This window comes from Haemophilus sputorum HK 2154, from assembly GCF_000287615.1.
Taxonomy (GTDB): Bacteria; Pseudomonadota; Gammaproteobacteria; order Enterobacterales; family Pasteurellaceae; genus Haemophilus_A; species Haemophilus_A sputorum.
In genome coordinates, this window is record NZ_ALJP01000003.1 from 1 (window position 1) to 21,737 (window position 21,737).

At 40.1% G+C, this 21,737-nt stretch carries 21 protein-coding genes, 1 pseudogene and 2 riboswitches; of the genes and pseudogenes, 11 read left to right on the forward strand and 11 right to left on the reverse strand.

Annotation, left to right across the window (positions count from 1 at the left end):
* From HMPREF1128_RS00160 to HMPREF1128_RS00190, 7 genes and pseudogenes are all read left to right on the forward strand, one after another.
* Window positions 1-215: pseudogene (locus HMPREF1128_RS00160) on the forward strand (hypothetical protein); the annotation flags it as partial.
* A gap of 272 nt (window positions 216-487) precedes the next feature.
* Window positions 488-829, forward strand: coding sequence for a hypothetical protein (locus tag HMPREF1128_RS00165; protein WP_007523067.1), 342 nt, complete (start codon window positions 488-490; stop codon window positions 827-829).
* 112 nt (window positions 830-941) lie between these two features.
* Window positions 942-1,235 carry an Imm40 family immunity protein gene (locus tag HMPREF1128_RS00170; protein ID WP_010129362.1) on the forward strand — a complete coding sequence of 98 codons (294 nt, stop codon included), beginning with the start codon at window positions 942-944 and terminating at the stop codon, window positions 1,233-1,235.
* Window positions 1,236-1,327: 92 nt separating this feature from the next.
* Window positions 1,328-1,573, forward strand: coding sequence for a dual specificity protein phosphatase family protein (locus HMPREF1128_RS00175; RefSeq protein ID WP_007523235.1), 246 nt, complete (start codon window positions 1,328-1,330; stop codon window positions 1,571-1,573).
* A 35-nt stretch (window positions 1,574-1,608) separates the two neighbouring features.
* Complete coding sequence (locus tag HMPREF1128_RS00180) at window positions 1,609-1,962, forward strand: hypothetical protein (protein ID WP_007523106.1); 354 nt, start codon at window positions 1,609-1,611, stop codon at window positions 1,960-1,962.
* Between the two features lie 8 nt (window positions 1,963-1,970).
* Window positions 1,971-2,630 carry a lysophospholipid acyltransferase family protein gene (locus HMPREF1128_RS00185; RefSeq protein WP_007523244.1) on the forward strand — a complete coding sequence of 220 codons (660 nt, stop codon included), beginning with the start codon at window positions 1,971-1,973 and terminating at the stop codon, window positions 2,628-2,630.
* Complete coding sequence (locus tag HMPREF1128_RS00190) at window positions 2,624-3,559, forward strand: phosphatidate cytidylyltransferase (protein WP_007523112.1); 936 nt, start codon at window positions 2,624-2,626, stop codon at window positions 3,557-3,559. The genes HMPREF1128_RS00185 and HMPREF1128_RS00190 overlap by 7 nt, the downstream gene beginning before the upstream one ends.
* 65 nt (window positions 3,560-3,624) lie before the next feature.
* Here HMPREF1128_RS00190 and HMPREF1128_RS00195 read toward each other — a convergent pair whose 3' ends face one another.
* The 11 genes from HMPREF1128_RS00195 to lon all read right to left on the reverse strand — a co-directional run bounded on the left by HMPREF1128_RS00195 (window position 3,625) and on the right by lon (window position 17,570).
* The gene (locus HMPREF1128_RS00195) at window positions 3,625-4,344 is read right to left on the reverse strand and encodes a YwiC-like family protein (protein ID WP_029495218.1); all 720 of its coding nucleotides are present in this window, start codon (window positions 4,342-4,344) and stop codon (window positions 3,625-3,627) included.
* Window positions 4,345-4,428: 84 nt separating this feature from the next.
* Window positions 4,429-5,403 (reverse strand): 6-phosphofructokinase, encoded by a 975-nt coding sequence (gene pfkA, locus HMPREF1128_RS00200; protein ID WP_007523004.1) that lies wholly within the window; start codon window positions 5,401-5,403, stop codon window positions 4,429-4,431.
* Window positions 5,404-5,504: 101 nt separating this feature from the next.
* Window positions 5,505-6,695, reverse strand: coding sequence for an aminotransferase class V-fold PLP-dependent enzyme (locus HMPREF1128_RS00205; protein WP_007522972.1), 1,191 nt, complete (start codon window positions 6,693-6,695; stop codon window positions 5,505-5,507).
* Between the two features lie 9 nt (window positions 6,696-6,704).
* Window positions 6,705-7,382, reverse strand: coding sequence for a thermonuclease family protein (locus tag HMPREF1128_RS00210; protein ID WP_035529867.1), 678 nt, complete (start codon window positions 7,380-7,382; stop codon window positions 6,705-6,707).
* 58 nt (window positions 7,383-7,440) lie between these two features.
* A complete protein-coding gene (locus HMPREF1128_RS00215) occupies window positions 7,441-8,808 on the reverse strand; it encodes an alanine/glycine:cation symporter family protein (protein WP_007523233.1) in 1,368 nt (455 codons plus the stop codon).
* Between the two features lie 117 nt (window positions 8,809-8,925).
* A riboswitch (glycine riboswitch) is annotated at window positions 8,926-9,048 on the reverse strand.
* A 153-nt stretch (window positions 9,049-9,201) separates the two neighbouring features.
* Window positions 9,202-10,257, reverse strand: coding sequence for an AI-2E family transporter (locus HMPREF1128_RS00220; RefSeq protein WP_007523167.1), 1,056 nt, complete (start codon window positions 10,255-10,257; stop codon window positions 9,202-9,204).
* A 118-nt stretch (window positions 10,258-10,375) separates the two neighbouring features.
* Window positions 10,376-12,028 (reverse strand): fructose-specific PTS transporter subunit EIIC, encoded by a 1,653-nt coding sequence (locus HMPREF1128_RS00225; RefSeq protein ID WP_007523100.1) that lies wholly within the window; start codon window positions 12,026-12,028, stop codon window positions 10,376-10,378.
* A 22-nt stretch (window positions 12,029-12,050) separates the two neighbouring features.
* Window positions 12,051-13,001 (reverse strand): 1-phosphofructokinase, encoded by a 951-nt coding sequence (fruK, locus tag HMPREF1128_RS00230; protein ID WP_007523253.1) that lies wholly within the window; start codon window positions 12,999-13,001, stop codon window positions 12,051-12,053.
* Window positions 13,002-13,011: 10 nt separating this feature from the next.
* Window positions 13,012-14,502 (reverse strand): fused PTS fructose transporter subunit IIA/HPr protein, encoded by a 1,491-nt coding sequence (fruB, locus tag HMPREF1128_RS00235; protein ID WP_007523057.1) that lies wholly within the window; start codon window positions 14,500-14,502, stop codon window positions 13,012-13,014.
* Window positions 14,503-14,660: 158 nt separating this feature from the next.
* Window positions 14,661-15,077 carry a nucleoside-diphosphate kinase gene (gene ndk, locus HMPREF1128_RS00240; RefSeq protein WP_007523274.1) on the reverse strand — a complete coding sequence of 139 codons (417 nt, stop codon included), beginning with the start codon at window positions 15,075-15,077 and terminating at the stop codon, window positions 14,661-14,663.
* Window positions 15,078-15,164: 87 nt separating this feature from the next.
* A complete protein-coding gene (lon, locus tag HMPREF1128_RS00245; RefSeq protein WP_007523145.1) occupies window positions 15,165-17,570 on the reverse strand; it encodes an endopeptidase La in 2,406 nt (801 codons plus the stop codon).
* Window positions 17,571-17,729: 159 nt separating this feature from the next.
* Window positions 17,730-17,851, forward strand: a riboswitch (FMN riboswitch).
* A gap of 186 nt (window positions 17,852-18,037) precedes the next feature.
* Between lon and ribD the strand changes: the two genes are divergently transcribed.
* The 4 genes from ribD (at window position 18,038) to HMPREF1128_RS00265 (ending at window position 21,682) form a co-directional block, all read left to right on the forward strand.
* Complete coding sequence (ribD, locus tag HMPREF1128_RS00250) at window positions 18,038-19,132, forward strand: bifunctional diaminohydroxyphosphoribosylaminopyrimidine deaminase/5-amino-6-(5-phosphoribosylamino)uracil reductase RibD (RefSeq protein WP_007522975.1); 1,095 nt, start codon at window positions 18,038-18,040, stop codon at window positions 19,130-19,132.
* Window positions 19,133-19,253: 121 nt separating this feature from the next.
* A complete protein-coding gene (gene ribE, locus HMPREF1128_RS00255; protein ID WP_035529870.1) occupies window positions 19,254-19,901 on the forward strand; it encodes a riboflavin synthase in 648 nt (215 codons plus the stop codon).
* A gap of 9 nt (window positions 19,902-19,910) precedes the next feature.
* Entirely contained in the window at window positions 19,911-20,465 is a 555-nt protein-coding gene (locus HMPREF1128_RS00260) for a cysteine hydrolase family protein (protein ID WP_007523016.1), read from the forward strand.
* Between the two features lie 17 nt (window positions 20,466-20,482).
* Window positions 20,483-21,682, forward strand: coding sequence for a bifunctional 3,4-dihydroxy-2-butanone-4-phosphate synthase/GTP cyclohydrolase II (locus HMPREF1128_RS00265; protein ID WP_007523114.1), 1,200 nt, complete (start codon window positions 20,483-20,485; stop codon window positions 21,680-21,682).
* The last annotated feature ends 55 nt before the right edge of the window (window positions 21,683-21,737 follow it).

Sequence of the window (21,737 nt, forward strand, 5' to 3'; positions counted from 1 at the left end):
TAGCTTTGCTTTATTTGCATATTCGTCTTGATTTTGACCAACGTATTTTTGCCAATAGTCAAAATTTCAACGAATTTGATCGTACTTTGGTCACATTGGGCTTGCTCAAACAGACCAAGACCCGTAGTGTCACAGAACGCGCTAAAGGTGCGATTCACTTGTGGTATAGGGCTTTCTTTCCAACCTTAGCTCAGCTGGGATTGTGGCTTATTTAGGAGATCGTCTTGAGGATTACAGAGTTCTACGTTCAGCTTATGAAATGAATAGGTTTTAGTGTTTTAAAAATATCATAAAAAAAGTGCGGTCAAATTTAACGGTATTATGTAGCAGTTGCACAAAGCCCCAAATTTAAACAAAATCGCACAAAAAATTATTATAATCTAAATTTTAGAGATGTGGATATAAACAATATCTTGATAAGATAAATCTCAGTGAGTTTAGACTCTAAATAGTTTTTGTTCATTCTATCAGTATGGAAAGGTGTATTATGAAAATCAAGGTGATTTTATTAGGTGTGATGGGGTTATTGCTATCTAACATTGTGCTAGCTAATCATGAAATTAAATTTGATGATATTTGGAATTTTAAAATTTCCGTTACTGAAATGAAAGGGAATAGAAAAATTCACTTAACTGGTTTATTAGGAAATAGTGCAATGGGAATATCAGATAGCAAAATAACAATTCATGATGATGAATTAAATATTGTTTTGTTTGAGGCATTAGCAAAGGGTAAGTATTCAGGTGATTTGAATAAAGAAATTATCATTGAAAAACCTATTAAGAAAATTACTTTTGGTTCTGATAATAAAGTTATATGGCAAAATTAAGCGGGTTTCTTACTTTTGAATCATTATAAATCAATAATAGTTTCTGAGTTAGACTTGATTTTCGAACTGCTTAAAGTAAAAGTGACTTAACTAAGATAGAGAATATATAATAATGAACGAATTAATTAACATTTACATGAATAATGGATTCAGCTTATTTAAACAGGGAGAAAATACAGTCATCATTCCAATAAAATTATCTATTAGGGTTTTAGCTATTCTTGATGGCTTGAATCTTTTTATTCTAGGTGGTGACATATATCGAAAAGCAGATGATAATTTTGAACATACATACGATAATTGGTATTACGATGGCAATGTTCAAAATGAAAGTGTCATGACTGCTAGAAAATATTTGGATAGTCTAAGAAATCAGGAACTGTACGTATCATTTGTTTTAAAATAAATAAAACTAATAAGATACTAAAAATTTCTTAGTGTAGAACAAACGACCTTTACTTCAAGTGTAGTTTAGACTCGAAGTTTTGAATAGCTTTAATGTTAGATTTAGTGCCACCAAGTGCAAATGAACTTTGCCAAGCAGCCCGTAAATTAGACCGCTTGCAAACAGAAAATAAACAGGTACTCGTAGCTTGTGAATTAGGTTATGGGCGCAGTGCTGCGGTCGTGCTGACATGGTTGTTAGCGACTAATAGAGCAACTAACCTCGAACAAGCGATAAATACAGTCCGAATGGCTCACCCTAAAATGGCTATTTCTCATAGGGGTTTGCGAGCGGATTGAGCTGGCAAGTCAGCAATTTCATCTAGAGACAAAAAATGGAATTTGAACAAACTACAATTAAAACAACGGTATATTTTTTGGCAACCGCACGTTATATGGCACTACTAAATTTAGTTTTGTTGATAGCAAGCCTAATTAAAGAGCATTGTATTGTTTTCAATCTGTTATTAGCGGTAGCTTTGCTTTATTTGCATATTCGTCTTGATTTTGACCAACGTATTTTTGCCAATAGCCAAAATTTCAACGAATTTGATCGTACGTTGGTCATATTGGGCTTGCTAAAACAGACCAAGGCACGTAGTGTCACAGAACGTGCTAAAGGCGCGATTCGCTTGTGGTATAGAGCTTTGTTTGCCACCTTGGCTCAGCTTGGGTTATGGCTTATTTAGGAGGAAGTATGCAATTTTTCTCACGTTTATTCGCACGGCTAATTGATAGCGGATTATGTTTTTTCGTATCTTTCCTCACAGGAATTCGCCCGCAATCAGAAAAACAATTTCCTTTCACCCCTAATAAAAAAGTTTATTACGCCAATCATAGTAGCCATGGAGATTTTATGCTGGTGTGGGTATCCCTTCCGCAAGCATGCCGAATGGTTACTCGCCCAGTGGCTGCACAGGAGTATTGGCAGAAAAATGCTTTACGCCGTTTTATTATTCATCAAGTTTTTAATGGTGTGCTGATTCCTCGCCAGAGTGAACATCCTGAGCAGGCTGTTCAAACGATGAGTGATGCTTTGAAGCAGCATTCGTTAATTCTGTTTCCAGAAGGCACTCGAAATACCGATGAGTCCCAGCAATTGTTACCCTTTAAATCCGGCATTTATCATCTTGCTCAGCAAAATCCAGATGTTGAGTTTGTACCAATTTGGATAGATAACATTAATCGCGTGTTACCTAAAGGTAAGTGGTTGCCGATTCCGTTATTGTGCGACATACATGTTGGCGAATCGTTAAAATTAGCTGAAAATGAAGAGAAGCAGGCATTTCTCGAACGTACGCGTAATGCGTTGTTAGCGTTAGATCCAAATGCTAAAAAGGAGAGTGAAAAATGTTAGCTCAAGCCAATTTTATTTTTGTTGTCGTATTCGGTTTGTTAATTATTGCCAGCGCTATCGGTAAATTACTTACTCGAAAATATGGCGAAGAAAATAGCACGATTACTAACCTAGTCGCGCGCATTAACGCTTGGTGGGTGATGACAGGCGTATTATTTATCGCTTTCCTATTTGGCAGAATTGGCGCGACCATTCTGTTTTTCTTAATTTCTTTTATTGCATTGCGGGAATTTATGACTGTGATTTATCGCAAAAGCTGTGACTATTACAGTATGGTGACTTGCTTTTATCTATTATTGCCGATTCAGTATTATTTCGTGATTGAGCAGTGGTATGGCATGTTCTCTATCTTTATTCCGGTTTATGGCTTTTTGTTGTTGCCGATTGTGGGTAGTTTTAGCGGTAATACAGAACAATTTCTGGCGCGTATGGCTAAAACACAATGGATGGCGATGAGTTGTATTTTCTGTATTTCGCATGTACCAGCACTGTTGTTTCTTAATTTAGAGAATTTCTCCCCTGAAAATAACATTTTATTAGTGATTTTTATGATTGCGACCGTGCAATCTAGCGACGTATTGCAATACATTTGGGGAAAATTAGTCGGTGGACCAAAAATTATGCCAAGGCTTTCTCCTTCTAAAACGATTTCTGGTACAGTTGGAGGCATCCTTTCTGCAACGTTGGTTGCAATGCTCATGGCGCCGATAACCCCATTTACTTATTGGCAAGCTGGATTGATTGGGTTGATCGTCTGTATCATGGGCTTTTTAGGCGGGTTAGTCATGTCTGCTATTAAACGCGATCACGGGGTAAAAGACTGGGGTAAAATGATCAACGGACATGGTGGCATGCTTGACAGAATGGACTCTGTTTGTTTCTCAGCACCAATTTTCTTCCATATCATTCGCTATTTCTGGAATGGATAGATGTGGTTCAAATCATTTTTTTAATCAGGCAAAGAGGGAAATGCGCAAACATTTCCCTCTTTCGTTTAACCGCTGATTATCAGTGCAATGAGTAAAAGTAGATAAGTTAAAAATTCAAACATACCGATTTGTTTTACATTCCAACTTAGGCTTGGCACGATAATACTGCGCCCGAGCGCAAATAAGTAAACCGCAAAAAGTGCGATAAAGCCGATTTCCCAATAAAGGTATGCGAATACTAAATGTAGTGCAATGCTAAGCTCCATATATAGCGGATTTTTCCGTTCTCTTACCATACTTTTAATATAAAAAGTTGTGGCAATAAAAAATAGGCTAGGATGGAGTAGATAGTGAAAATTCAGCGTATCGCTAGCTAAAAAGCCATTTGCAATACCAATAATGCCAAAAGTCAGGATGCCGGCAATATCATTGAGTAAATTTCGTTCATCTCGCTTTTTCGCAAAATAAAATTGAATGAGTCCTAGTGGCAGCATTGGCAGAATAAAATAGAGGAGTCGAGGTTGATAGAAAAGGGCAGGTAATGCACTTATTAGGCTTAACGCAAAATAAATAATTGTCCATTGACGGTTTCTAGCGGTCGGTTTTTTACTAATATTTGCAAAAAAAGGATAAGAGAATAAATAAAGTAAAAACCAAGAAAGACCGAAGGAAAGATGGTAAAAACCAGCCTGGTGATGTTCAGCAAATTGTGCGTATAAAAATGGTAAGAGAGCCATGACCAACGCACCGTGTTGGTTGGAAATAACCGGTTTAGAATACTGCATAATGAGAATGATGATTGATAATATTAGTCGGAATTATGCGTAAAAAAAAGCGGTTTTTCAACCGCTTGTGATAAGTTTTTAAGATTAGAATAATTTGCGAGATGCTTCAAATAGCTCTTCTTTAAATGGACGACGCATATTTTTGATAGCGTCAACGATATCATGGTGAACCAATTTCTCATTTTGGATGCCCACACAACGACCGCCGTAACCTTGTAGTAATAATTCCACCGCATAAACGCCCATGCGAGAAGCTAAAATACGGTCGAAAGCACAAGGTGAACCACCACGTTGGGTGTGACCTAATACGGTTGCACGAGTCTCGTGTCCAAAGCGTTCTTCGATTTCGCGTGCTAATTGGTGCACATCAGTCATCAACTCAGTAATTGCAATGATAGAGTGGCGTTTACCTTTTTTAAAGCCATTATCAATGTTACGCATGAGCGATTCTTTATCTAACCCTTTCTCTGGTACGACAATGTATTCACAACCGCCGGCAAGCGCTGCACTAATAGTTAAATCGCCACAATGACGACCCATGATTTCAACAATAGAAATACGTTGGTGCGAGCTTGATGTATCACGTAAACGGTCGATTGCTTCAAGCGCGGTTTCTAATGCGGTTTGGTAACCGATAGTGTAATCAGTTCCCACAATGTCGTTATCAATCGTGCCTGGTAATCCAATGCAAGGATAACCAAATTCTTCAGTTAATAATTTTGCGCCCATGTAAGAACCATCGCCGCCGATAACTACTAATGCATCAATATTATGTTTTTTTAGTGTTTCTACCGCTTGTTTACGAACTTCGTATTCTCTAAATTGTGGAAAACGTGCTGAACCTAAGAACGTACCGCCGCGGTTGATGGTTTCTGATACTGAGCGACGGTCAAGTGGAATAACATGCCCTTCACATAAACCATAATAGCCGTCTTGTATGCCACAAACTTCTAAACCTTCGTTTAGAGCAGCACGAACAACACCGCGAATAGCAGCGTTCATGCCAGGTGCATCACCGCCGCTAGTAAGTACGGCAATCTTTTTAATTTCTTTAGCCATGGGAATATCCTCAAAATTTAATTTTCAAAATATTAGTAAATTGGTGCAATCAATACCTTGTTCGTATTAGGCATTTTAGCATATTTTCGGCTTTTTTTAACTTAAGACGCTAAAATATCCAAGGCCTGATCTAAGGCATTAAAAAAGGCATTGAGATCAGCTTCATTATTGTAATGTGCCAAAGAAAGTCGTAGCGTGCCACTTTGTTTTAAGTAATGTAGATACGGTTTGGCGCAATGTTCTCCTACACGAATCGCAATCTGCTGTTCAGCGAGAATGGCAGCAATATCTGCATGATGCTGATGTTTAAAAATAAAGCTGATAGTCGGGCTATGTTGTGAGCCAATGATTTGCAAATCAGCATAATTTTTTAACCGCTTGTAAGCTTGCTCAACTAGCATATAAAGCGATTGATTGAGCATTTCAAAATCCCACTCATTGAGCCAAGCAAGTACGGCGCCAAAGCCAATGATTCCAGCAATATTCGGCGTGCCAGCTTCTAATCGATAAGGTAATTCTGCTAAGGTGAGCTGTTCAGTTGAAACAGAGGTCAGCATTTTTCCGCCATAAAAAAGCGGTCGTAATTGATTTAAACTTTGCCATTTGCCTGTAAGCACGCCCACTCCGTTTGGGCCATACATTTTATGTGCCGAGAACGCATAAAAGTCGGCATCTAATCGCTGTACATCGACTTTTTCCGAACAGACGGCTTGAGCAATATCAAGTAAAATTTTTGCTTTTGAATTAGCGCGAATAATCGGAATAAGCTGTTCAACAGGTTGGCGCACACCAGTAATGTTCGACACTAAATTAAAGGCAACCAATTTAGTTTTCTCAGAAAGGGCTGCTTGTAGCGTGCTTTCATCAATTTGATAGGCGGCATTAAGTGGTAACACAATCAATTTTGCTTGTTTGCGTAAACAAAGTTGCTGCCAAGGAATGAAGTTAGCATGGTGTTCGGCAACAGAAATAATAATTTCATCGCCAGCGTGAATATTCTCTTCTAAGCCTTGAGCAACAAGATTAATTGCATGCGTGGTACCACTTGTCCAAATCACTGCCTCACGTTTTTCTACGTTAAAACGTTGTGCGACTAAGTCGCGCGCGTGTTCATATTGTTGGGTTTGAGTATAGTCGTATTGGCTGCGATGTACCGAACCAGCAGATGCATAAAACGCAGCGGTGCTATCAATTAACACTTGTGGTTTTAAGGTTGTCGCAGCTGAGTCTAAATAAGTCCAATGAGCTGATTGACTAAAAAAAGGAAAATGTTGGCGAAATGTTGTGTTCATAATGCCTCTCTATGGGCGTTGCTGTTTGCGATAAAGTCGATTGCAAGGAATACCATCGCGATTGCCATCCATATCTTTTGCATGACAAGCTTGGAAATACCGATTCGCGCTGTCAAAATCACGAAAATCATTACAACTTAATTTAGCTTGGCAGTTGATGGCTTGTGGACGCGTATTGATTGTTGAAAGGCTATTTTCTAAAGTAGGTTGAGCTCTTTGTTGTTTACGCCAATCGCTAGGTGAAATAGGATTTGCATCTTGCCATAAGCCGATTCTATTTTGCCGAGCATTGGCTTCTGCTTGTTCATAAATGGGTAGGCTTTTTGAATAAGCCCAAGCCATTCCTTTTTCAACTAAAATAAGGTTGATATTTTGGTTACTCTCGTAAACTTCCGCTAACAAGCGGTCATATTTATCGTAACCTTTGCTAATGACTTTTACATGCTTTTTAAAGACAAGTTCTGCGAGCGTTTGTTTTGCTCGATTTCCGAAAGCTTGACGAGATTCAGGGGCATCAATATGTAGAAGTCGAATTTTAATAGGTTTCCGTTCAAAAAGACAAGTGAGGGTATCGCCATCACTAATGCCAACGACTTTACATTCAAAACTTCGACTAGGCGCTTGAGCAGCACAATGTGTAGAAAAAAATAAACTGAATAATAGAATAAAGGTGTGTAATTTTCTCATAATGGTATGCAGAAAAAATGTGGGCAAATGCGCCCACATTTTAATGGATATTGCCAAATTAGGCGATTTCTCCTTTTTTCAAGCGTTGGAAATAATCGCGGGTTTCACCAATAATCACTTTACGTAATGCTACTAAAGCAATGAGGTTCGGGAATGCCATTAAGCCATTAACAATGTCAGCAATCGCCCAAATGGTTTCAAGTTGTAAAAATGGTGCGAAGGCAATCAGTAAAATAAAGAGCATACGATAGAATTTAATCCCTTTAGTGCGACCGCCTGTGAGGTAAACTAAGCAACGTTCGCCGTAATAACACCAACCTAAAATGGTGGTAAATGCGAAGAAGACTAAGCCAATACTAACAATCGAGCCACCTAATTGGCTGCCAAGCCCTTGATTAAAGGCAATGTTCGTGAGTTCTACACCTTTTGCAGTACCTTGCCATGCACCAGTAATAACAATCACTAAACCGGTTACGCTACACACAATAATGGTGTCTAAGAATGTTCCAGTCATCGAGATTAAGCCTTGGCGTACTGGTTCTTTCGTTTGTGCTGCAGCTGCTGCAATTGGGGCAGAACCTAAACCGGCTTCATTAGAGAAGATACCGCGCGCGACCCCAAGTTGAATCGCTTTCATCATAGTAAAACCAAAGGCGCCACCTAATGCGGCTTGTGGATCAAATGCCGCTTGTACGATAAGCGAAATTGCACTTGGAATTTTTTCTGCATTGAGCGCAAGAATAGTAATACCAATCACCACATAAGCTACCGCCATAAATGGCACCACAACCATCGCAATTTTAGAAATTCGTTTTACCCCACCTAGAATAATGGCTGCGACAACTAGCGTCAGGACGATAGAAATCAGTGGAATAGGTAAATGAAAGGTCATTGAGATAGATTCGGTAATCCCGTTGACTTGTGGGAAAGTTCCGATACCGACTAATGCTACCATCACACCAAAAAAGGCAAACATTTTTGCTAGCCAACGCCATTTTTTACCCATGCCCATTTCAATGTAATACATTGGGCCACCCGCAATATAACCAGCACGATCTTTGCCACGGTATTTAATGGCGAGTACACCTTCAGCATATTTCGTTGCCATGCCAAATACGGCAATTAGCCACATCCAAAAAAGCGCACCCGGGCCACCTTGATAAATGGCTGTTGCTACCCCAACGATGTTACCTGTGCCAATAGTGGCTGCAAGCGCGGTAGAAAGGGCAGCAAAAGCGGAAATATCGCCACTTTGTCCTTCGCCTTTTTCTGGCTTAAACATATAAATGAAAGCTCTAACAAGCTGAGTGATCTGAATGCCGCGTAGCGCGAAAGTCAAATAAATTCCAACACAGGAAATTAAAATGAGTAATGGTGCACCCCAAATAAAACTGCTGATGGCGCTAAGCGTATCATGCAATGACATGTAGTAAGTTCCTCGTAATGATGGGTAATCCCTTTTATACAAGGAAAGAAAAGCGACGCAAAGCGGTCGATTTTTGCAAAAAATTTGCAAAATCTTACCGCTTGCAAGTGAATGGTACTTTTCTCCCCTGTCCTTTTGCCTGAGCGTTTCATTCAAAGCCATGAATTTGCGCCTTCGGCGTCCATTTTCGCTCTATGTTTTGATTAAAATGAGCGATTGGATCTCTCCAAGGGTTCGTCCAGTAACTGTCCTTACATATTGCTATGCACCTGAAAGATTTTACCTCGTCGGTTAAGCGTTGATTCGCTTATCTCCAGCTACCTTCATCCGAACGTGCTTTTTCAATAAAAAAGCGTTGCTTATTTTAGCAACGCTTTGTTAATCGTCAAGCGGTTAATGCATTTTGTTTTGTATCTCTTCGGTATCACTTAACAAAATGGCATAACGGCGAGTAGTTGGATTAGATTCAAGCCCCATTTTTAGCGCCATAGTCAGTGGAACGGAAAGTAGCATACCCACCGTACCCAGTAGCCAGCCCCAGAAGAGTAAAGAGAGGAAGACCACTAAAATTGAAAGCCCAAGTCGTTTACCCATGATTTTAGGCTCAATGATATTCCCGATGAGCACGTTAATAACTACAAGACCAACTAGCACAATAATTCCTTCAGTAAAGCCATTAAGTAGTAAGGCTTGAAGAATAATAGGAATGGCAGCCAAAATAGAACCAATACTTGGAATATAATTTAATAAGAAGCCCAGCACCGCCCACAAGACTGCATATTGCACGCCGACAATAGTGAGCAACAACCAAATACAAATAGCGGTGAGTAAACTCATGGTAGTTTTTACGCCTAAATAACCTATCACGCCGTTAAGTACCTGATCGATATAAAATTTTTCATTGGAAAGATCATCATCCGGACTCATTGCCACTGCAATTTTATATTTTGAATTAGGTGAGTCAATCAGCATAAAAATGACTACCAACAAAATAATAAAAATGTTTGAAAGTGCACTAGAAAAACCGAGTAATAAGCGGCTGACCCAGTTCATCACATTGCTTGGATCGAAATGTTGAGCAATGTCGTTAGGATGAATATTGAATGGAATATTAAAACGTTCTGCCAGTTCGGCTACGCTTTGTAAGCGGGTAAGCAATAACGTTTTATATTGCGGAATAGAGGCAGTAAATTCTGTAATAGCTGCGTTAATCATGCCTGCTAAGAAAAAGAAAATCAGAATAATTAAGCCTAAAAGTAAGCCGATGGCAATACCAAGCGGGATGCCGCGTTTGGTCATTTGCTTGATAATTGGCGAACAGATAATCGCAATAAAAAGCGATAATAAAAACGGGATGATAATTTCTCCTGAGAGTTTAACCCCCGCAAGAATGATAATAATAGCGGCAATTGCCACTAAAATGTTTGTGAAAGAAGTTTGCTGTTCCATAATGTTTAGCAAGGTAAAAAGGGAACATCATTATAGCAGAGCGTTTTCAACAAGCGGTTAGATTTTAAGAACATTTTGCAAAAAAAACAGCGCCCGAAGGCGCTGCGATAGAGAGAGATTATTCGGCTTTTTGTTTGATAGTGGCATACACTACGCCAGTTATTAAAGAGCCAATTGCAATGGCTGCTAAATACATCAGTGGTTGCGAAACAAATGGAATCACAAATAAACCACCGTGCGGCGCTTGTAGTGTAATCCCTAAACTCATCGAAAGTGCACCTGCGGTTGCGCCCCCTAAAATAGAAGAGATAATAACGCGTACTGGATCTGCTGCCACAAACGGTAACGCCCCTTCTGAGATAAAGCATAACCCTAACACGAATGAAGCTTTACCCGCATCTTGTTGGTTCGTATTGAATTTTTTGCGTGCAAGTAAAGTGGCAATCGCCATTCCGATTGGTGGCACCATACCTGCGGCCATTACGGCTGCCATTGGCATATATTGTTGAGAAGCAATTAATCCCACACCGAATGTATAAGCGGCTTTATTAACTGGGCCACCCATATCAGCACACATCATCGTCCCTAAAATGATACCGAGAATGATTGCGTTAGTTTGTCCCATGGTATTTAACCAGTGTACTAACGCATCCATTAACGATTTAACTGGCGGATTGATGAGGTATATCATAGCTAAACCGACAATTGCAGAGCCTAATAATGGCAGAATTAAAATCGGTTTAAGCGAAGTTAAGCTTGGTGGAAGTTGGATAATTTGGTTAAGGAATTTCACTGTGTAGCCTGCAAGGAAGCCCGCTACGATACCGCCTAAAATCCCTGCGCCTGCAGTTGTTGCCAGCATACCGCCAATTAAACCAACCGCTAAACCTGGACGGTCTGCAATGGAGAACGCAACATAGCCAGCAAAAACCGCAATCATTAAGTGGAAAGCAGCGCCGCCACCAATATCCATTAAGGCTTTTGGTAAACCAGCAAAGTCGTCAGTTTTGAATGCCTCAATACCAAACATAAATGAGATAGCAATTAACAAACCACCTGCCACGACTAATGGCAACATGTGCGATACACCCGTCATTAAGTGTTTGTACACGCCTTTTTTCTCTTCGGTTTTGCTTTCAGCTGCCGCTTGTTGGCTTTCACCTTCGTAGATTTTGGCTTCTTTAAAGGCTTTATCAAACTCTTGTGCAGTTTTTTTCAACGCTAAACCGGTTGAAGTGCGATACATTAATTTGCCTTTAAATTTATCTAATGGCACATCAATATCTGCTGCAACAAAAACTAAATCTGCTGCTGCAACTTCTTCTGGGCTGATTGGGTTACCCGCACCCACTTGTCCGCGGGTTTCCACTTTTACCGTCCAACCTTGCGCTTTCGCATAGTGTTCAATCGCTTCTGCAGACATAAACGTATGCGCCACACCTGTTGGGCAAGCTGTCACGGCTACAATATTTTTTGTGCCACTTGCAGAAAGCGTATTGTTGCTTGTGGCATTAGCAAAAGTTTGCGGATTTTCGACCGCTTGTTTTAAGGCTTGTTCAGGATTTGCAAAAGCCGTATTGAGATCTAACACCGCACCTTGTTTGCCTGCAGCTTGGGCAGGAATATGTTCATCAAATAGCACCACGAAATCAGCTTGTTGGCTTTCAACAACCTGATGACCTTGTTGCTTCGCTGCCGCTGATAAGACTTCAGTTGCTAAGAAGCGGCGAGCTTGTCCTAATGATTGAGGGAAAATAAATGAAAGATTCATTCTGTGTTCCTTGCTTTAAAATTTAAATATTTTTTGAAATAACGGTGATTTCAGTTTGCGCAAAAATAGTATCAAGCGCTTTACGATCTGAAATGCCCACATTACTTTGTGAAACGGCAAGCGCTGAGGTTGCGCTGGCAAAGCGTAAGGTTTTCTCTTTATCCCAACCTTGGGCTAAACCATAAATAAGCCCTGCAACCATCGAATCTCCCGCGCCTACTGTGCTGACAACATTTTCACAGCGTGGCGGTTTGGCTTGCAGTACTCCTTCGTGATTTAACCAAAGTGAGCCTTGTTCACCCATAGAGATAATCACATTTTCAATGCCGTGCTGGCGTAGTTGTTCGGCGGCTTCAATAATTTCTTTACGGCTATTGAGTGGGCGACCGACCCAAACTTCTAATTCACGACGATTAGGTTTCACTAACCACGGATGCGCTTTTAAGCCTTCAGTTAATGCAGCGTTAGAGCTATCTAGCACCACTTTTAAACCTTGCTGATGTAAAGATTCTAACCATTGTGCAAATTGTTGTGGACTAATTCCACGAGGTAGAGAGCCGCACACCGCAACTAAATCAAATTGATCTTTCCATGTAGCAGATTGTTCGATGAATTTCTGCCAATCTTGGGCGCTTACTTCAAAACCGAGGAAGTTTAAATCAGTCACATCAGCTTCAGTTTCGGTAATTTTGACGTTAATACGGGTTTTCCCGCCAATGCGATAGAAATGATCTGTTAATCCATTTTGTGCAAAATTTTGCACGAAATCGCCTTGATTCTCTTCACCTAAAAAACCTGTCACAGTAGGCGGTGTACCTAAATCAGCTAATACTTTTGCTACGTTAATCCCTTTTCCAGCAGGATAAAGCCCAAGGGTTTCCACGGTATTCACTTCGCCAATTTCAATACGTGTTAGTCGACCAACCAAGTCAAAAGCAGGGTTTAGCGTTACGGTTGCAATACGTTGTGTCATACACGACTCCTTATTCACCTAAGCCAGCGTCGATTGCTGCACCAATGCCATCAAGTGCCGCTTGCGCATCTTCACCGGTAGCTACAAAGCGAAGGGTAGTGCCTTTTGTTGCGCCAAGTGCGACGATTTTCATTAAGCTTTTGGCACTAACAAGCGGTGAGTTTTTATCAAGATTTTGCACTTCGATTTTGGCTTGATATTTTTTCACTTCATTTACTAATACCGCACTTGGACGAGCGTGTAAACCGTGTTCATTTTTAATCACGAAGCTTGCATCCAGGCTATCGCTATTTGCATTTTGTACGTGATTTTCGACCGCTTGTGTGGCGACAGGTGCTGCGCTTACTGCTGCTGCACCACCTTCAATGCTATCTGGTGTTTCAGGTACATAAGAAACGCTTTCGCCTAAACCACTTTCAAAGGCTTTTGCAAGGGCTTCAATTGCTTGTTGAGCGTCTTCGCCTTCAGCAACAAAGCGTAAGCGAGCACCTTTTGAGGCACCTAATGCGACGACTTTCATTGTGCTTTTTGCGTTTGCAGGAGTAGTGCCACGGTCAAGATTTTCTACATTGATTTTAGCAGTGAACGGTTTTAATGTTTGAACTAACACCGCACTTGGGCGAGCGTGTAAGCCGTTTTCATTGCGTACAGTAAAGGTGCCAATAACTTGTCCGCTAGCTTGTGCAGGCGTAGCAACTTCAACAGATTGTCCATTAAAAATCGCGATGATTTGTTCAGCATTTGCTTGCGTTAATTGTTGGCGTACTTCTGGTTTTAGCAATAGGGCGATGGTGCTTTCTAAGCTATTATCTACTGCAGCTACGCTAATTAAGGTTTTTCCGTTAGAGGCACGCGCTAGGGCAATACCGTTAGCTAAATTGCCTTTAGCACTATCAATAATGTAGAAGTTTTCTGCTAATGATAATGGTTCAGCCGCAATGGTGTCGCTGATATAGCTTGAGGCAACATAGCCTTGTTCTTGTAATTTGCCTGCGTTAATCGCAGCAAGGGTGAGTAAGCTGTTTGTTTCTACGTTTAAAGAAAGCGTTTGAGGGGAGAGAGTTGGTAAACTTTTTTTACCGCTTAGAATATCAGCAAAGGTTTGGATATCTTGGGTTTTGGCTAATTCAGCGGCGGCATCTTCGTCGCTTAATACAGTAGTCAGTTGGCGTAGTAAGGTTAAATGTTCATCTGATTTGGCTGCAATGCCGATGACAACATAAGCTGTATTTCCATCACCCCATTGTACCCCTTGCGGGAATTGAATGATTTGCACCCCAGTTTCTTGAACTAAATGACGAGTGTCTAAAGTTCCGTGCGGAATAGCAATACCGTTACCTAAGAAAGTGGAGGTTTGTTGTTCGCGTGCAAACATCCCATCCGCATAGCCTTCAGCAACATGGTTGTTAGCAACCAAACCTGCGGCAACTTGTTTAATCGCCTCTTCTTTATTGGCTGCACTGCCATTTAAACGGATATTTTTTGCCGATAAATTAAGCATTTTAGCTCCTTATTTAAGCGTAGGTTTAAAAATAATCACTACGGGGGATTGTACCTCATTTTAGCTAAACCGTTCTAGCAAAATAAAAAAAGATTCTCCTTATTTACATTAAATGCTTAAAGGAGAATCTTCTTTGTAAAATTTCAGTGAATGGTGTGTTAAAGAATTTCGTTTGGACTGAAGAAATAGGCAATTTCGCGTTTTGCAGAGGCTTCAGAATCAGAACCATGCACACTATTTTCTCGTCCGCTAATAGCATACAGTGCACGGATAGTTCCCGCTTGGCGTTTTTCAGGATCGGTTGCACCCATCAATTCACGATAATGGCTGATTGCATTTTCCCCTTCAAGTACGACTGCAACAATAGGGGCAGAAATCATAAATTCGATCAGGGGTTCAAAAAATGGTTTCCCTTGATGTTCGGCATAGAAACCTTCTGCTTGAGCTTGATTCAATTGCACTTTTTTCAGGGCTTTAATGGTTAAACCGTTCTCTTCCAAATGGCTTAAAATTTTGCCGATTAAGTGACGTTTTGTGGCATCTGGTTTAATTAAACATAGTGTTTGTTGAATCATAAACTTTCCTTTTAAAAATATGAGATAAAAAACGGCTCATTTTTCGTCATTTGCAAAAATGCCGAAAAAATGAACCGCTTGTTAATTTTACTGAATCGCTGTTTTCGCTTTGGCAGCTTTTTTCACTTTCACTGCTTTATGAGGCAGAATTTCGATCCCCATTGGTGGTTGTTCAAGTGCAATAGCAAGCACTTCATCGATAGTTTCAACCGGATGAATGCTGAGTGCGGCTTTCGCATTGTCTGGGATTTCTTCCAAATCTTTTTCATTTTCTTTTGGAATAATCACCGTAGTAATGCCTCCACGATGCGCGGCTAATAATTTCTCTTTTAGCCCGCCAATTGGTAGGACTTTACCACGTAAGCTAATTTCGCCAGTCATTGCCACTTCTTTACGCACAGGGTTACCTGTTAAGCTAGAAATAAGCGCGGTACACATTGCAATACCTGCACTTGGGCCATCTTTAGGTGTCGCACCGTCTGGTACATGAACGTGAATATCGCGTTTTTCGTAGAAGTCTTCAGCAATGCCTAGTTTATCTGCTCTTGCGCGAACGACTGTCATTGCAGCTTGGATAGACTCTTTCATCACATCGCCTAATGAGCCTGTGTAAGAAAGTTTACCTTTACCTGGTACAGAGGCGGTTTCAATAGTTAATAAATCTCCCCCAACTTCTGTCCAAGCTAAGCCTGTCACTTCACCAACGCGATTTTGGTTGTCCATTTTGCCGTAATCAAAACGTTTTACGCCCAAGTAATCGCCAACGTTATTTTCGTTAACCGTAATTGATTTTAATGTTTTATCTAACACTAATGCTTTTACCGCTTTACGACAAATTTTGGCAATTTCACGCTCTAAATTACGTACGCCTGCTTCACGCGTGTAATAACGAATAATGCTTAAAATGGCGCTATCTTCAATCTTGAGTTCGCCTTTTTTCAAGCCGTTATTCTCTCGCTGTTTTGCAATTAAGTGATCGCGTGCAATATGCATTTTTTCATCTTCGGTATAACCTGAAAGACGAATCACTTCCATACGATCTAATAATGCTGGTGGAATGTTCATTGAGTTAGACGTTGCCACGAACATAACATCAGATAAATCGTAATCCACTTCTAAATAGTGATCATTAAAGGCTTTATTTTGCTCTGGGTCTAACACCTCTAATAAAGCAGAAGCAGGGTCGCCACGCATATCTTGTGCCATTTTGTCGATTTCATCGAGTAAAAATAGCGGGTTTTTCACGCCAACTTTTGCCATTTTGCTCATCAAAGAACCCGGCATAGAACCGATATAAGTACGGCGATGACCGCGAATTTCAGCTTCATCGCGCACGCCACCCAGTGCCATACGTACATATTTACGGCCGGTTGCATTCGCAATAGATTGTCCTAATGAAGTTTTCCCCACTCCTGGTGGGCCAACTAAGCAAAGAATTGGGCCTTTTAATTTATTTAAACGGCTTTGTACTGCAAGGTATTCTACGATGCGTTCTTTTACACGTTCTAAACCATAGTGGTCTTGATCTAACACAGCTTGTGCTTTAGTTAAATCTTTTTTCACTACTGATTTTTTATGCCACGGCATTTGTAAAATCCAGTCGATATAACCACGAATAACTGCCGCCTCTGAAGAGCTTTGAGGCATCGCTTTTAGTTTTTTGAATTCGTTATCGACTTTTTCAAATACTTCTGCCGGCAATTTAGCTTCATCAATTTTTGCTTTAAGTTTATCTAGTTCACTTTGTTCAACATCTTCGCCATTGCCAAGTTCTTTTTGAATCGCTTTAATTTGCTCATTCAAATAGTAGTCGCGCTGATTTTTTTCCATTTGTTGTTTTACGCGATTACGGATACGACTTTCGGTTTCCAATGAATCCATTTCAGTCGCCATGGCGACTAATAGCTGTTCGAAACGTTTACCTAATTCCGTTTCTTCTAAAAGCTGTTGTTTTTTCTTCACCGGTGCAATTAAGTTAGCAGAAATAGTGTCTGCCAAGCGGTCATTTTCGGTAATTTTTTGCAATTTCGGCAAAATTTCCGCTGGGATTTTTTTATTGGATTTAATGTAGCTTTCAAACTCACTTAAGGTGGCTTTTGCTAAGGCGTTGATTTCGTCTTCTTCTAAGTTAATTTCAGTATTAAGTGGTTGAACCTCTGCCCATAAACCATTTTCATCATCGTGACCTTTCACAATTTTGGCGCGAGTTTGACCTTCAACTAACACTTTAACCGTGCCATCTGGTAGGTTGAGCATTTGAATAATGTTAGCCACCACGCCTACAGTATAAATATCATCTGTTGTTGGGTCTTCAGTTTGAGCATCTTGTTGAGATACCAAAAAAAGTTGTTTGTTAGCATCCATCGCTGAGCGAAGAGCTAAAATAGATTTTTCTCGTCCGACAAATAGCGGCATCACCATATAAGGAAATACCACCACATCCCGCAAAGGAAGAAGCGGTAATTCAATTGTTTTTTTCTTTCTTGGTGCCATAAATTTGCTCTCTTATTTCTATATTCCAAAATGATAATTTTCCAATTATGGGGCTTAAAATTGGAAATACAAGGGAAAATTACGATATTTATTTTATTGCAATAAATCCGATTTTTACACTTGACTTTAATAGAGTTTGGTCGCAGAATTTAACAAAATTTTAATCTTCAGGGCAGGGTGAAATTCCCGATCGGCGGTAAAGTCCGCGAGCTAATAAAACGTTAGCAGGAACTGGTGAAATTCCAGTACCGACAGTATAGTCTGGATGGAAGAAGATAAAAGCACCGCGCAAGCGGTGGTTTTCTATGTCTTTTTTGCAAGCCTTGAGATCGTTTGATTTCAAGGCTTTTTATTTAAGCATCTCTTTTTTAGGGCGTGCAATACACGCTCGATCCTGCCTTGAAAATAAAGGGTGTATTTCTTATGCCTAATCAACATATTTCACGTTTAAGAGAATAAGAAAATCTATGACTGACGCTGAATATATGCGACGCGCCATCAGCTTAGCTGAAAAAGGACGTGGCTGGACAAATCCTAATCCATTAGTAGGCTGTGTGATTGTTAAAAATGGCGAGATTGTTGCACAAGGGTATCACGAAAAAATTGGTGGTTGGCACGCAGAGCGTAATGCGATTTTAAACAGCCAAGCTGATTTAACGGATGCAACGGCATACGTGACTCTTGAGCCTTGTTGCCATCACGGGCGCACGCCACCTTGTTCAGATTTGTTGATTGAGCTTGGCATTAAAAAGGTTTTTATTGGTTCTCAAGATCCTAATCCGCTTGTTTCCGGCAAAGGTGCAAAACAGTTACGTGCAGCGGGCGTTGAGGTGATTGAAGATTTTCTTCGAGAAGAGTGTGATCAGTTAAATCCTATTTTCTTTCACTACATTCAAACTAAACGTCCTTATGTTTTGTTGAAATACGCGATGACAGCTGATGGCAAAATTGCCACAAGTACAGGTGAATCAAAATGGATTACTGGTGAATTAGCCAGAGCTAAAGTACAAGAAACGCGCCATCAATACCGTGCGATCATGGTGGGTGTAGAAACGGTGCTGGCTGATAATCCAATGCTAAATAGCCGCATGCCAAATGCACGTCAACCTGTGCGAATTGTGTGTGATAGTCATTTACGTACGCCATTAGATTGTCAGCTAGTACAAACAGCAAAAGATTATCCAACGATTATTGCAACCATTTCGGATAATTTGCAAAAAATTGCAAAATTTGAACCGCTTGGTGTGGAAGTGCTTCTCTGTAAGGCAAAAAACAGGCGGGTAGATTTGTTGGATCTTTTGCAAAAGCTCGGTGAAAAACAAATTGATAGCTTGCTGATAGAAGGCGGTGCTAGCTTGAATTTCAGTGCGTTAGAAAGCGGTGTAGTTAATCGAGTGCATTGCTATATTGCGCCGAAATTAGTGGGCGGAAGAATAGCAAAAACGCCGATTGGTGGTGAGGGAATTAGCGATTTATCTCAGGCCGTGAAGTTAAAGATGAATTCAATCGAAATGGTAGGAGAAGATGTTTTGATTGATTATGAAGTTATTCACTCTCTTTAACAAAAAAGGACGGGAGATTTGGCAGAAATGAAAGCGAAGCTCATAAGAAAAATAAGCATCGTAATCAAATCTCCCCTAACCTCTCTTTTCTAAAGAGGGGGACTTGATAGGAGAATAAATGATGTTCACAGGCATTATTGAAGAAGTAGGAAAAATTGCCCAAATCAATAAACAGGGCGAATTTGCAGTAGTCACGATTAACGCAAGTAAAGTGCTTGGTGATGTGCATTTAGGCGATAGCATTGCAGTAAATGGCGTTTGCTTAACAGTCACGAGTTTTACGCAAAATCAATTTACGGCTGATGTGATGTCAGAAACGCTTAAGCGAACATCATTGGGCGAATTAAAACCTAATAGCCCAGTAAACCTTGAGCGGGCAATGGCAGCTAATGGACGTTTTGGTGGACATATTGTTTCAGGTCATATTGATGGCACGGGCGAGGTAGTGGAGATTATTCCTGCGCATAATTCCACTTGGTATCGCATTCAAACAAGCCCAAAATTGATGCGTTATATTATTGAAAAAGGTTCAATTACCATTGATGGAATTAGCTTAACGGTGGTGGATAGCGATGAAAATTCATTCCGCGTTTCCATTATTCCTCACACGATTGCGCAAACCAATTTAGGTAGTAAAAAAGTCGGCAGTATCGTGAATTTAGAAAATGATATTGTTGGCAAATATATTGAGCAGTTTTTAATGAAAAAAGAGCCAGAGAGCCCGCAAAGTAAAATTACAGCAGATTTCCTGAAAAATGCAGGGTTTTAGGAAAATAAAATGCAAGCCTTAATGTTGATTGATGTGCAAAATGCATTTTTAGATTCGAAATGGGGAAAGCGGAATAATCCGAATGCTGAACAAAAAATGCTACGATTGTTGCAACATTTTCGAGCAAAAAGACAAAAGATTATTCATATTCAACACATTTCAGATAATCCAAATTCGCTGTTTTATCAAGGTGAAACCCAAGCCTTTCAAACGGGGTTTGAACCACAAAATGATGAAGTAGTTTTTCAGAAAAAGGTAAATAGTGCCTTTATTGGTACTCATTTGTTGGATTATTTGAAAAGCCAAGGCATTACGGAGCTAGTCGTTGCGGGTTTAACTTTACCGCATTGCGTTTCTACAACGATCCGAATGGCAGCTAATTACGGCTTTTTAGTAAAACTGATTGAAAATGCGACCGCTTCCTTCCCGTTAAAAATGCCTGATGGTGAAGAAATTGATGCCGAGCAAATTCATAAAATCAATATTGCAACGCTAAATGAAGAGTTTGCGGTGATTTTATCCACTGATGAACTGATTGATTGCGTAGAATCACATAATATTTAAAGAAAGAGAGAAAAATTATGTTTCAATTTTCAACTGTAGAAGAAGCCTTGGAAGCAATGGCACAAGGTAAAATTATTTTAGTGACCGATGATGAAGATCGTGAAAATGAAGGCGATTTTATCTGTGCAGCAGAATTTGCGACACCGGAAAATATCAACTTTATGGCAACATACGGCAAAGGTTTGATTTGTACGCCAATTTCGCAAGAAATTGCGGATAAATTAGGGCTTCCGCCAATGGTCGCTAAAAATACGGATAATCATGAAACTGCATTTACGGTTGCCATTGACCATATTAGTACAGGGACAGGAATTTCTGCATTTGAGCGTTCCATTACCGCCTTAAAAATGGTCGAAGATGGTGCTAAACCTTCAGATTTCCGCCGTCCGGGTCATATGTTCCCACTGATCGCCAAAGAAGGTGGCGTATTAGTGCGCAATGGGCATACTGAAGCGACTGTTGATTTGGCTCGTTTAGCAGGGTTAAAACACGCAGGACTTTGCTGTGAAATTATGGCAGAAGATGGCACCATGATGACTATGCCAGATTTGCAAAAATTTGCGACAGAACACAATATACCGTTTATTACGATTGCGCAGTTACAAGAATATCGTCGTAAATATGATTGCCTTGTAAAGCAAGTTTCAGTCGTGAAAATGCCAACCAAATATGGCGAATTTATAGCGCATAGTTTTGTTGAAGTAATCTCAGGCAAAGAGCATATAGCTTTAGTCAAAGGTGATATTTCAAATGGCGAAAATGTATTAGCGCGTATTCATTCTGAGTGTTTAACGGGTGATGCTTTTGGTTCACAACGTTGTGATTGCGGTCAACAATTTGCTGCAGCGATGGCACAAATTGAACAAGAAGGTAGAGGTGTATTACTTTACTTACGCCAAGAAGGTCGTGGGATTGGGCTCGTCAATAAATTACGTGCCTATGAATTGCAAGATAAAGGCATGGATACCGTTGAAGCGAATTTAGCGTTAGGATTTAAAGAAGATGAGCGCGAATATTATATTGGCGCACAAATGTTCCAACAGCTTGGCGTAAATTCAATTCGTTTATTAACGAATAATCCAAGTAAAATTGACGGCTTAAAAGAGCAAGGTTTAAACATTGTTTCAAGAGAGCCAATTATCGTAGAACCAAACAAAAATGACATTGATTACCTGAAAGTAAAACAGGTAAAAATGGGACATATGTTTAACTTCTAAACAATAGCTTACTTAATTAAAGTGGCAAATAAACAAATTTTATTTCAATAAGGAA